The sequence below is a fragment of the Pseudoalteromonas sp. XMcav11-Q genome (genome assembly GCF_040104525.1).
Lineage (GTDB): Bacteria > Pseudomonadota > Gammaproteobacteria > Enterobacterales > Alteromonadaceae > Pseudoalteromonas.
Genome location: NZ_JBECOX010000009.1, coordinates 190,501 through 203,047 on the forward strand (window position 1 = coordinate 190,501; position 12,547 = coordinate 203,047).

A 12,547-nucleotide genomic window follows, 5' to 3' on the forward strand; every position below is an offset into this window, starting at 1 on the left:
GGTAACAGCTGCCAGAGAATAAGTTGTTATGCTGAGTTCAGGTTAATTCTACCTATCACTCAGTGAGTAGCCGCCATTGATGGCGCACTGCAGGCTGAACTCTAACTTACGTTAAGGAACTTGAATGACCAAATTTACCTCTTCTGAGCAAGCACGTGAATGCTACAACGTGCGCCACTGGAGCCAAGGCTTCTTTGGTATTAATGATCAGGGAGAGGTTACTGCGATGCCGAACCAACAGCAGCCACAGCACGCCGTAACTCTGACAAACATTGCACAACAAATTAAATCTGAGGGTTATACCCTACCTGCGCTAGTGCGTTTTCCACAAATCCTTGAACAGCGCGTACATAATATTGTTGGTGCGTTTAATCAGGCGATTACTGATTACAGCTACCCAGAAGATTATTTATTGGTTTACCCAATTAAAGTAAACCAACAAAAAGAAGTCATTGAGGGGCTTATCGCAAGCCAAACGGCCAGCGATAAAAAACAGCTTGGCTTAGAAGCTGGCAGTAAAGCTGAGTTACTTACCGTATTGGCGCTCAGTGAGAAAACCAGCGCAGTGATCGTGTGTAATGGCTACAAAGACAGAGAATACGTCCGTCTTGCGCTTATCGGTGAAAAATTAGGCCATCAGGTTTATATCGTTTTAGAAAAGCGTTCTGAGCTCGACATCGTGATGGCAGAAGCCAAAGCACTCAACGTTAAACCACGTTTAGGCTTACGCGTACGTTTGGCATCACAAGGTAAAGGAAAATGGCAAGCAAGCGGCGGTGAAAAGTCCAAATTTGGTCTGTCTGCATCGCAAGTCCTTACGGTTGTTAACCAATTAAAGCAAGCTGACATGCTAGACGCGCTGCAACTGGTGCACTTTCACTTAGGCTCGCAAATGGCCAATATTCGTGATGTGCGCGTTGGTGTGGGTGAAGCAGCTAGATTCTACTGCGAATTACGCCGTTTAGGTGCAAACCTGTTGAATTTAGACGTAGGTGGCGGACTTGCAGTGGATTACGATGGAACGCGTAGCCAGTCGTCCAACTCGATGAACTACAGCTTAGCTGAATATGCAAACAACATCGTTTACACCGTAGGCGATACCTGTAAGCAATACAATCAGCCAATGCCAAAGATCATCTCTGAGTCGGGTCGTGCGTTAACGGCGCATCACGCGGTATTAATCACCGATGTGATTGGCACCGAAAGCTATCAAGTAGAAGAGATAACTGCACCGGTAAGTGACGCCCCAAGACTGCTACACAATATGTGGACGTCTTGGCAGGCGCTCAACGAGCAGAGCGACGACCGCGCGTTGATTGAAATTTTTCATGATACGCAGGGCGACTTGGCAGAAGTACACAGCCAATTTGCGATGGGCCTATTAAGCCTTGAGCAAAGAGCTTGGGCGGAGCAAGTAAACCTGCGCGTATGTTATGAGCTAAACAAGCGTATGGATAACAAAAACCGTTTCCATCGCCCAATTATTGACGAACTCAGTGCTAAGCTTGCGGATAAATTCTTTGTGAATTTCTCGCTATTTCAATCTTTGCCAGACGCTTGGGGTATTGAACAGGTATTCCCTGTCCTGCCACTCAGCGGGTTAACAGAGGCGCCAAAGCGCCGCGCGGTATTACTGGATATTACCTGTGATTCTGACGGTACGGTGGAGCATTATGTGGATGGCCAAGGTATTGAAGCCACCCTACCAGTACCAGAGTTTTGCAAAGATAAACCCTATTTATTGGGATTTTTCTTGGTGGGTGCATACCAAGAGATTTTAGGTGACATGCACAACCTATTTGGCGACACCCACACCGTTGTAGCCACATTAGATGACCAAGGCGAATTGGCGCTTGGTAATGTCGATGCGGGCGACACTGTTGCCGATATGATGCGTTATGTACACCTTGATGTTGAACAATTTAAGCGTAACTTTGCCAACCTAGTTGAAAGCAAACTACCGCTTGAAGAACGAGCTACTTGCCTGGCAGAGCTTGAAACCGGCCTTGACGGCTATACTTATTTGGAAGATTTTTAACCCATGAGCCACTTATTCGATCACACCGATCATTCTCTGTACTCCAACGGCATGACGTTTTTACGTCAGCCAATGGTACGCAATATCACAGATATTGATGCAGACGTTGTGGTACTTGGCTTGCCATTTGACTTGGCAACCTCTGGACGCCCAGGCGCACGCTTGGGTCCAGATGCAATCCGTCGCGCATCCGTGCACTTAGCTTGGGAAAGTAAAAAATACCCTTGGTCATTTGCATTGTGGGACAAAATTAAACTTCAGGACGCTGGCGATTTCACTTACCCGGTTGGCGATCCTGAGTATTTTACTGCGCAACTCGAGCTAGCTGCTCTGCAAATTTTGCAGCAAGGCAAAACGCTATTAAGCCTAGGCGGCGATCACTTTGTGACCCTGCCATTGCTGCGTGCTCATCAGCAAATTCACGGCAAAATGGCGCTTGTACATTTTGATGCGCACACAGACACGTACAGCCAAGGCTCACGCTATGATCACGGTACTATGTTCTATCATGCTCCGATTGAGGGCCTAATAAGCCCAGAGCATTCAATGCAAATTGGCATTAGAACCGAGTACACAGAGCAAGGCCACGAGTTTGGCGTGATTGACGCTATGGCAGCAAACGACTTAAGTGCCGAAGAAATAGCAGCACAAATCAAAGCACGCGTTGGCGACTTGCCGGTGTACTTAACCTTTGATATCGACTGTCTAGACCCAGCATTCGCACCAGGCACCGGCACCCCAGTATGCGGCGGCCTAACCAGCGACAAAGTGCTGAAGGTTTTACGCGCATTGCAAGGGCTAAACATGATAGGTATGGACGTAGTAGAAGTCTCCCCTTCCTACGACCAAAGCGAGCTCACCGCAATCGCCGCCGCCACCATTGCACACGAACTACTGCATCTGTGGGCTGTAAAGCATAAATAACCGGATGCGGGGTTAGATTAAGCCACCTTAACCAGGTGGCTTTTTTGTTTGGATTTTACTGTAAAGTCGTAGAAGATCTCACATGCAACTTATTCTCCTTCGTCACACCTAAAAAACATACTTCTCGGCGGGTGAACCGCCTCCCACAAAAATATTTATACTGCGAATTTGGAGCCTCAATTTTCTGAACTTGTAAACGACTCTATTGCTATTGAGAAAGTGGAAATCCACAGGCGACTTATTCCCCCTCCATCACACCCGAAAAGTATAAACCAATATGCAATGTGCCGACAGGATGTTGGCTAAGTCTTGTCTGGCATAGGGATGTGCCTTACATGATGGTTGCACTATATCGGGTTAGGATTTGAGGATTAAGTGTGATGTCGGGGCGACGTTTTCTTGGTTCGCTCGACCGCGTCGTTTCAAAAGAATGAACGAGGAACGCGTGGATGCGCTTTGATATTAGCCAAGGAAGGCTCTACTCATTAGTCAACTCGAAGTGGTCGCCTGCAAACTCATCATCAACAATAGCTTGAAAACATAACTTCTCGGCGGGTGAACCGCCTCCCACTAGATTATTTACACTATGAAACACTTGTGGTGGTGCTTCACTTATTCCAACCTAACCGACATATTACAAGACTGTTTATATCCTCACTCAAATTGCGTTAACCACTCTTTTAACACACCATTTAACAAGGTTTGCTGCTCTTTACTCATCCCTTCAACCAATTGGGCTTGAATGGCGATATGCGGCTCAATCAGCTTTTCAATCAGGGCGAGGCCTTCTGCTGTTAATTCAACTGTTACACTGCGGCGGTCTTCTTTACAATGCTCACGCTTAATAAGGCCTTTTGCCGCTAGCTTATCTAAACGATTGGTCATCGCGCCAGAGGTGAGTAGCATGGTTTTAAATAGCTCTGATGGGGTTAAGCGAAATGGTTTGCCGCTGCGGCGCAAGGTAGCTAACACATCAAATTCGCCCAAATTTAATCCGTATTGCTTATGTAGCTTTTCAACTTCGGCTTCCATATGTTTAGCTATGCGCACTAAGCGACCCATTATCGCCATGGGCGTTGTTTCTAACTGTGGTTTTTCGCGAGCCCACTGCTCTTGTACTCTATCAATCGCATCCATCAATATTTGCCCCGACAACAAACTTTGTAAAGAAATATCTTAACATAAAGATACTTTACAAAAAGTGTTTTTAGTAATACCTTACCGCAAAGTATCTCAACATAAAGATAGTTAATGTGAACATACTCCTCGCGATGATCCCTGCATTTTTATGGGGCACCACGTACGCGGTAACACAATACACCCTCGCCGACTGGCCGCCTCTTTTACTTGGCGCTATTAGAGCGCTGCCGGCTGGGCTTATTTTGCTGGCAGTTAAGCCAAGTTTGCCAAAAAAAGCAGACTGGAAAATACTATGCGGCCTTGGGGCGATTAATATCGCGGCTTTTTTTAGCATGATTTTCGTGATGTCGTTAACGCTACCATCTGCCATATCGAGCGTGGGCATGGTGTCTGTGCCGGTGTTCGCCATGCTTTATCATTGGTTGGTCAATAAGCAACGCCCAGGATTGGTGCAAGCGTTATGCGGTGCGGCGCTTATTGTGTTGGCCTGGTTGCTATTTGATCCGAGTTCACTGAGTTTAAACCCTCTTGGTTTAGCGGCAATACTTGCGGCAATAACCTGTATCGTGATCGGCAGCTCAATCACTAAGTCTCTTGGTGGTCGCATGCATTGGTGGACAGTGTTAACCTGGCAGCTCATTATTGGCGGCGTTATTCTCACGCTCGCATCTAGCGTTCACGGTGTTATTGCACCAGCTAAGTATATTGCGGCTTTTAACAATTTCTCGATGACTAATCTCAGCGGCATATTATGGGTTGTGCTCCTGAACACCGCGCTAGGTTATAGCTTGTACGTGTGGTTACTACAGCGGATGTCTGTGGTGGACTTTACCTTTGGTGGTATCGCAAATCCAATTGCGGGTATTTTGACGGGGTTGGTGCTACTGGGCGAGACGTTCACGCCGCTTCAGTATAGTTTGATGGTTGGCATGATTGTAATGCCGCTATTACCGCAAATTATCGTCACTACCCTACGAAGCCGAGCTGTGCCTGCTAAGTGTGAGGTAAACTAATCAGTTGAGCGCATAGCAACTATGCGCTCATTCCCTCAAATAGAAGAAATTAGAGTGCGAGTCGATAGATATATAGCGACTCGTCACCTGCTACGCCCAAATCATTGACACAGGACTCAACAAACTGGCCGCCTATTTTTTCAATGATCCGCTGGCTCGCAATATTTGACTGTAAGCATTGAAACTCCACAGTTTTAATATCACTTACCTCTCGAAGCTTGGCAATAACCTGTTCAAGCACTAGACCGATTAAGCCGTGACCTCTTGCCTTTTCGCCAAGCCAATAGCCAATTTCAGCAGTTTGCGTTTGCGCATCCATATATTTGATCCCAAACACACCACAAAACTCGCAATTAAATTCAATAGCAGACCAAAGTCCGCCGACTTGGTTGTTTATACGTGTGTCGATGTATCGCTCTGCATCAGCCTCGGTATGTAATGTCGCAACCCACGGCAGCACATTTTGTAAACTTGCACGACTGCTTTGTACGCAATAAAATAATGGCTTTGCATGCGTCACGGCAAGGTTTTGTAGTTTGAGATTGGCAGAAATATCTAGTTCCACGAGATGTTCAGCTCCATTTACTCACCTCTATTCAAATACAGGTCTAAAGAAGCTGCGTTCATAGCTGATTATGCAACCGGTATCTTCTGCAAATTTAATTGCAGCCTGACACTGTGCATCTTGAAACGACTCATTACGATACGTTTCATAGGCCGCCAAACTGGGAAAGGTGAATAATGCCAAAGCAATATTACTTGCACCTTCCGATGGTAAAAAGTAGCCATTATGCTGCCCACCAAAGCGATTGACGAGTGGGATCCACATTTTCGCATATTCCTCAAAGTCAGCAATTTTTGCCGGATCAACAACATATTTTAAGTAGCAAGTAACCATACAACCTTTCCTTTTTGTTAAAAACACCAGTTTCACATTGCTCTACACACCGATAGACAGTGTGCGAGATTACTTTAAGCGTTAATAACATGAAGTTAAAGTGATATGGGACTATCGGTCTCGATTAAATGCTCAAACTCCTGTTTTGGACTCAGCGTAAAGCTACTGACAGTAACTGACACACTAAGAGCGTATCTTAGCTGCAACTTTTAAAAAATGATGGAATCCCATGATGATCACCATTGATTCTTTGGTGTTATATGTAAGCGATATCAAGCTAAGCGAAGCGTTTTATAGACAGCTATTCCAATGTGAGGCAGCGCAGCTTTCTCCAACTTTTGTTTCTATGAAATGTGCACACAACGTCTCCATTGCACTTAAACAAAACACAGCCCTTACACCACCAAGTTGCATTACCGGGGGCGGTTCTGAAATCTCTATTATGCAACCAAGCCAAGAAGCGCTTTTGGCTTTATACGATACATGGAAATTACTAGATATTGAGTTTGCTCAGGTCCCGCAAGCCGAGGGATATGGCGCTAGTTTTGTCGTATTAGACCCTGATAGACATCGTATTCGCGTGTTTACTAGTGATAAGGTATAGCGCTATTTCTAGCTCTATACCTTTTTTCCATCGAATATGGAGTTCAAATTTATAGTTTGTAGTGAAGACTCAAACTAATATTTCTTGGCTCACCATATGCTAGCTGCGAGTAGAAGCCGATCTGACTGTAATATTCTTTATCAAAGGCATTATCAATATTTAGTTGTACTGATAGCGCCTCGTTGTGTTGGTATCTAGCCATTAAATTGATAAGTGAATAGGCTGGCTGTTCAACTCGTACATTGCCTAATGGTGATTTTATGTCAGTGTAATTTTCACCCTCCCAAGAAATACCTGCCCCCAATGTAAATTGGTTATATTCAAAGGTATTGAATAATCTAAATATTTTTCGAGGAAATCGCGTATTAACCGTATTTGATGTGCCACTACTATCCTCAGCCGTTGCTTCGAATGCAGTATAATTGGCATTAATCTTCCAGCCGTCCATGATCTGACCGACTACTTCGAGCTCGTAACCGTCGCTTTCAACACCATCTGCTTCCTTGTATGCAGCTAACTTATCAGGACGTGGAACAAAATCAGGGTCAACAACCGCTAAGTTTTCCTGCTGTGTTTGAAAGTAAGTTATATTGGTATGTAACGCATCATTGAAATAAGTGCTTTTCAAACCAATTTCATAATTGATCCCAGTGAGGGGGTCTAAGTAATTGTCATCAGCGTCAACCGCATTCTGCGGCTTAAAGATTTCCGTATAACTTGTATAAATCGTATGACTGTCATTTAAGCTATACAGTAGCCCCGCATAGGGAATAAATACGTCATCATCGCCATAGTCTTGGTCTGTTCCATAGGATACACCCTGCCTATTCCAACTCGCTAACCGAGCACCAACAATTGCCTTAAATTTATCGCTCAAATGTATTCGTGTCGCAGCAAAGTAACCTGTTTGCTCAGTGGTGTAATCCTGGCTGATGTATTTTTGACCCCAATCTGGCTGGTCAAATTCCCCGTTCCACTCAAAAAAGTTTGTGACTGGTTTGGCAGTTTTGCTCCCCCCACCTTCATAGCCGTAATACACAAAGTCCTGATCGCTCTTTGCAACCCCAACTACAAATTCATGTTCGTGGTCAAATAAAGAGTACATGCCTTGTAATCTGACACCAAAGTCAATCTGCTCTCTTTCATTTTCTAGGCGCGATCCAGAAGCAGTCATCCCAGCCCCCGTCACAGGATGAGGAAGTCCGGATACCCAAAGTAAATACATGTCTGCAGTGCTGACATTTTTATTCGCATGGGCAACCAACTCCCATCCATTACTAAAACTGTGATGTAGGTTTGCAAAAAATGTTTTGTGTGTACTGGCCCAACTACTCCATTTTGCGGCCACTGAAGCTGAACGATCAAAGTCTGTACGGCTGAGATCAGAGTTGAATATTGGCAGCCCGCCCCATTGAGAGCCTTTGGGTTCATTGTCTTGAATGCTATACCCTAATCGCAGTAAGGTTGCATTCGACAAATCTGCATCAACGGTGGCATAAAAAACCTGTTTACTCTTTTTTTCATAGTCGACAAAAGAGTCGCCTTCTTGCAGCACCATAACCGTTCGACCTCTAACAGATCCGCTTTCGTTTAGCCCGGTGCCCAGATCAACACTCGCATAATAATTGTTCCAGCGCCCTAAGCGCGCAATTACCTTGCCACTAAGTTCACTCGAATTTGCGTGTTTACGAACCAAGTTAATCGATGCCGACGGATCTCCTGCACCGGTCAACAACCCTGTTGCTCCACGCACGATTTCAATACGTTCATAAAGCGCCGTGTCGGTGAGCGACTCACCAGCACTCTGCGCGCCATTCCACTGTACTGGCACCCCATCAATTTGGTAGTTGTCAACATTGAAGCCTCGAGACGAAAACGCATTCCTTGAGCTATCGTAAGCTTTGGCCGAAATGCCAGAAGCATTATTAATCACATCGGTTAGTGACGTTAACGCCTGATCTTCAATACTTTGCCGGGTAATAATATTCACGGTTTGCGGGGTTTCTTGCAATGTCAGACCCAAACCTGTTGCCGTGTCTATTGGTTCATTGACCACATAACTGCCCGTCACCGCAATACGTTCAATTTCATTATCACGCGCGAGAGCTGCGCCTACTTCATGGATTGAGAAACGATTTTCGCCAACTTTAGTTGCAACAAACCCGCTTCCTTTCAAAAGAATTTCAAGTGCTTTTTCCGTCGTATAGTTTCCCTTCACTTGTATCGTTCTTTGCTCTGCTAGCGCGACACCATCTGTAATAATGTGCTGCTGCGTTGCAGCCGACAGTTCGGTTATCGCTGTAGAAAGCGTTTGGGGTTCTATATTCAGTTGGTACGTAGTATCGCTAGCATAAACGTTCGCAGTTGCCAATATGAGTCCTGCGCTAGAAATAAATAAGCTCCGTCTACATATATTTATCGCATGCTGAAACTTATTTATTCTAAAAGTATGGCTTTTCATGGTCATCCTCTATTTTCATGTACCCATTTATATAATTCATCGTTAAGACGTCTACGAATTAGCAAACCCGTAAAAATCTTATAAAAATCCGCTTTAACGTAACGGCGAGCATTAAGATAAGTAGTAACTGAAAGGTGTTCGTCATACTTTTTATGTGCGAGCAGCGAAAGTGCCACCTGAACTTAACGAGACAGTACCTCTTTACAAAAGTTGATTGCTACGGTGAGACGCTTTTCTACATTTGACAGGCTAATTGCTAACTGTGTGGCAATATCTCGTTGTTTAACACCCTTGATGGTGTACATAAAAAATATCTGCCGGGTTAACAATGGCAGCTCGTCCAGTGCCAAGTTTATGCAACGAAGCTCACACGAGCTGATATGGCACTTTGAAATATCGGCTATTTGACTATCAATACATGTCGTCATGTACGCTTTTTCATACTGGGTTCTAGCCTGTTCAGTACGGAAGTAATTAATGACTTCATTGTGGGCGGAGCGATACAGATAGGCAGTTGGATTTTCTACATTTCGATTTGTTTTCATCTTTAACAGCTTTTCAGCAATGATTTGTAGAATGTCTGACGCTGTATCTGAGCAACCAAGCTTGCTAGTCAGAAAACGTTTAAGTGCACATTCATTTGAGGAGAGTGACTGTAATATTTCTTGTGAATACATCATTTATAAGTCAACACGCAAGCCCTTGCAAAAATTGCGAATGATAATAATTACCATTTATGAAAATTGCAATACTTCTGAGATATAAAGCCTAAGTGGGTGAAGGTAATCCATCACCCTTTATTTAGAAATCCTTTGTCTCAGGCTCACACCAACTGATATTCATTACCAGAATGCGGATCTGAACTGCGGATAATTTATACTTGAGTGTTGAATAACAAGGGCAAGATCAAACTGCTTTTCGAGTTCAAGGAGAAACAGGCAGGGTGATAGTAAAACAGCTTCCAATCCCAACCTCACTTTCTACTACAAGCTCGCCACCATGCTCTTTAATAATGTCATAACTTATTGAAAGGCCTAAGCCTGTCCCGTTGCCAATGGGCTTAGTCGTAAAAAATGGGTCAAATATTTTATCTTTTATTTCTTCGGGGATCCCCAACCCATCATCTTGAATTCGGATCAGTACACGCTGTTGTTCTAGACTTGTTGAGACGCGGATCTCTCCTTCGCTTTTCAATGCCTGAGCCGCATTGATCAGTAAATTCGTTAATACTTGAATTAGTTTACCTTGATTACCGAGCACTTGAGGGACTTCATTCAGTTGTGTGATCACATTAGCATGATATTTGAGCTTACTCTCCACCAGATTTAACGTTGTCTTAATACAGGCGTTAATATCACAAGGTTGCAATTGAATAGTATCTGCCCTTGAAAACTGTTTGAGGTCGTTCACAATCGCAGACACTCTTTGTAGCCCAGTCATCGACTCGTCAATAAGCTCAGTACAATCGCTATTAATAAAAGCAAAGTCTTTGTCTTGAATAAACTGATTAAACGCTACGAGTGTACTGGGTTCAAGTTCAAGCTGAATCGCACGCTTTGCAAGTTCGGCATAATCGCCATGATAGTGACGCATCACATCGAGATTACTCATGACAAAACCGAGCGGATTATTTATTTCATGGGCAACCCCGGCGGCTAATTGACCCACCGATGCCATTTTTTCTGAGTGAACAAGCTGTTGCTGTGCGGCTTCAAGCTCTCTATTGGTAGCCTCAAGCTGCTGATTTTTCTGATTCAGTTTTTCAGTTCTTTGCGCCACTAATTCTTCTAGATGTTTATTTAGCTCAATCAAGTCATGCTTATATCGCTCTCGACGCTCATGCTCTTCGGCTAAGGTTTGTGATAGCTCATCAAACGCCAAAGATAGCTCTTGTAACTCATCTTTACTCTGTATTGGTTTCCATTTGAAATCAAACACGCCGTTTTTGACATTCCGAGCGATAAATTTAGCTTGATTCTTCAGTATATACAGATTGGTTGTGAGATATATACCGAGAAAATAAGAGAAAATAGCAACTAACGCCATTTCAAACAGCGCGATGGAAACCGTCCAGCGTTTTACCTCTGACATAGCTCGATTTATGGTGCCAATATCTATGCCTATTTGAATGGTGCCAAACAGGGTCCCACCCTCAACAATATCAGCATGAATATCAAAAATACCGTCGGTAACTGTTTCAACTAACGTATCACCTTCAAATGTACGTTCTTTTAAGCGCTCGTTACCTGCAAAAGAAAGAGTTTGGTTTTCACCATCGATGACTTTAACGTAAAGGATATCTGGGTTACTTAATAACTCATTGGTAAAAGCATCCAGTGTGGCCAAATCGTATGACAGCACCGCATCTTTGGTCGCACTCGCAAACAGGCTTGCGGTTGTCGTTGCGCGTTTATTCATGGCGTCATTTGCAGACTCCATCATAAAATCAATCACTACAAATATGAGCGCACTCAACAACACCGCTTCAATAATAGCGGTGCCAATCATGGTTTTGAGTCTTAACGATAGCCTTTTCATTCAGTTGTGGGGCTTCTTAATAGTCCGCGTACTAATTGCCAACTAAGGTTTCTAATTCTAATGCTTTTACGTCTTGCCAGTCCTCGTTCGACGCCGCCATAATGCCTTTGAAATTCACCGCTTCGAGTAGCCTAATGCCCTCTTCACTCAGTTCAAGAGAGGTCAACGCCTCTACTAATCTTTGCCTTGCATCTTCTGGCATTGTTTTTTTTACGGCAAATGCATGGGGCGTATAACCTTTTGTCGTCCAGAGAATGTCGAGTTGTGATTTAATTTTGGGATCGGCGTTGTTGAAAGTACGCATAACACCACCGCCCGCTTTGACAAATCCTCTCGACACGTTGAGATAAACAGAATCATGGGAAGAGACATACCTTGGTGTAAATTCAATACCTTGTTTCACAAGTTCACCACGGGGCAAAATGCTTGCAGCGAATGCAGCAGGAGCCGGAAAAGCAAGCGTCTCTCCTCGCAACTGCGATAAGTCAGTAATACCCGTTCCCTTTTTAACCACGATGATCCCTTTGATCATTTTATCTCTTTGCTTGGCGATAGCTTGATAACCTGCCTGCTCATTAAATACAACAAAGTGATAGGGATTCATGTATGCTACATCATACTCTTGCTTCAACACCCGGGCTTCAAAGGTTGGTATATCTTTAGCGGTTTTAAACGTGTAGTTATCTTCGGTCTTATCACTGAGATAATCGAGAATAGGCTGCCAATTTTTGGCTAACTTATTTGCAGACTGCTGCGGCACAAAGGCGAAGGTATAATCACCACTCAAACATAAAGCGGGAAATAAAATGAGACTCATCAGCAGGATTTTTATCATCACATCACCACCTAGCAATAAACACTTTTCGAATAAGGACTTAAGCTCCACAAAAGTATAGATCAATATTAAAAAACGGCTTATTTGCTCATTGAT

11 protein-coding genes are annotated in these 12,547 nt (G+C 44.0%); 4 read left to right on the top strand and 7 right to left on the bottom strand.

Features of this window, described 5'->3' with window-relative positions:
• Positions 1-124 precede the first annotated feature (124 nt).
• Complete coding sequence (gene speA, locus ABMY45_RS15705; RefSeq protein WP_174169018.1) at positions 125-2,038, top strand: biosynthetic arginine decarboxylase; 1,914 nt, start codon at positions 125-127, stop codon at positions 2,036-2,038.
• Positions 2,039-2,041: 3 nt separating this feature from the next.
• Positions 2,042-2,962, top strand: a complete 921-nt coding sequence (gene speB / locus ABMY45_RS15710; protein WP_174169019.1) for an agmatinase — start codon at positions 2,042-2,044, stop codon at positions 2,960-2,962.
• A 654-nt stretch (positions 2,963-3,616) separates the two neighbouring features.
• Here speB and ABMY45_RS15715 read toward each other — a convergent pair.
• The gene (locus tag ABMY45_RS15715; protein ID WP_174169020.1) at positions 3,617-4,099 is read right to left on the bottom strand and encodes a MarR family transcriptional regulator; all 483 of its coding nucleotides are present in this window, start codon (positions 4,097-4,099) and stop codon (positions 3,617-3,619) included.
• A gap of 116 nt (positions 4,100-4,215) precedes the next feature.
• On the opposite strand from ABMY45_RS15715, the gene ABMY45_RS15720 reads away from it, so the two are divergent.
• Entirely contained in the window at positions 4,216-5,115 is a 900-nt protein-coding gene (locus ABMY45_RS15720) for an EamA family transporter (protein WP_349289136.1), read from the top strand.
• A gap of 49 nt (positions 5,116-5,164) precedes the next feature.
• Here the strand turns inward: ABMY45_RS15720 and ABMY45_RS15725 are convergent, their stop codons facing one another.
• Both ABMY45_RS15725 and ABMY45_RS15730 read right to left on the bottom strand, forming a co-directional pair.
• Positions 5,165-5,680 (bottom strand): GNAT family N-acetyltransferase, encoded by a 516-nt coding sequence (locus tag ABMY45_RS15725; RefSeq protein ID WP_174169022.1) that lies wholly within the window; start codon positions 5,678-5,680, stop codon positions 5,165-5,167.
• A gap of 27 nt (positions 5,681-5,707) precedes the next feature.
• On the bottom strand, positions 5,708-6,013 hold the full coding sequence (locus ABMY45_RS15730) for an NIPSNAP family protein (protein WP_010604531.1): 306 nt from the start codon (positions 6,011-6,013) through the stop codon (positions 5,708-5,710).
• Between the two features lie 229 nt (positions 6,014-6,242).
• Between ABMY45_RS15730 and ABMY45_RS15735 the strand changes: the two genes are divergently transcribed.
• A complete protein-coding gene (locus ABMY45_RS15735; RefSeq protein WP_227387189.1) occupies positions 6,243-6,617 on the top strand; it encodes a VOC family protein in 375 nt (124 codons plus the stop codon).
• 49 nt (positions 6,618-6,666) lie between these two features.
• On the opposite strand, the gene ABMY45_RS15740 is transcribed toward ABMY45_RS15735, so the two are convergent.
• The 4 genes from ABMY45_RS15740 to ABMY45_RS15755 form a co-directional block, all read right to left on the bottom strand.
• Positions 6,667-9,078, bottom strand: coding sequence for a TonB-dependent siderophore receptor (locus tag ABMY45_RS15740; RefSeq protein WP_349289137.1), 2,412 nt, complete (start codon positions 9,076-9,078; stop codon positions 6,667-6,669).
• A 182-nt stretch (positions 9,079-9,260) separates the two neighbouring features.
• Complete coding sequence (locus ABMY45_RS15745) at positions 9,261-9,758, bottom strand: RNA polymerase sigma factor (RefSeq protein ID WP_174169024.1); 498 nt, start codon at positions 9,756-9,758, stop codon at positions 9,261-9,263.
• Between the two features lie 244 nt (positions 9,759-10,002).
• The gene (locus ABMY45_RS15750) at positions 10,003-11,616 is read right to left on the bottom strand and encodes an ATP-binding protein (RefSeq protein WP_349289138.1); all 1,614 of its coding nucleotides are present in this window, start codon (positions 11,614-11,616) and stop codon (positions 10,003-10,005) included.
• Positions 11,617-11,647: 31 nt separating this feature from the next.
• Positions 11,648-12,451 (bottom strand): PhnD/SsuA/transferrin family substrate-binding protein, encoded by an 804-nt coding sequence (locus ABMY45_RS15755; RefSeq protein WP_206472983.1) that lies wholly within the window; start codon positions 12,449-12,451, stop codon positions 11,648-11,650.
• Between the last annotated feature and the right edge of the window lie 96 nt (positions 12,452-12,547).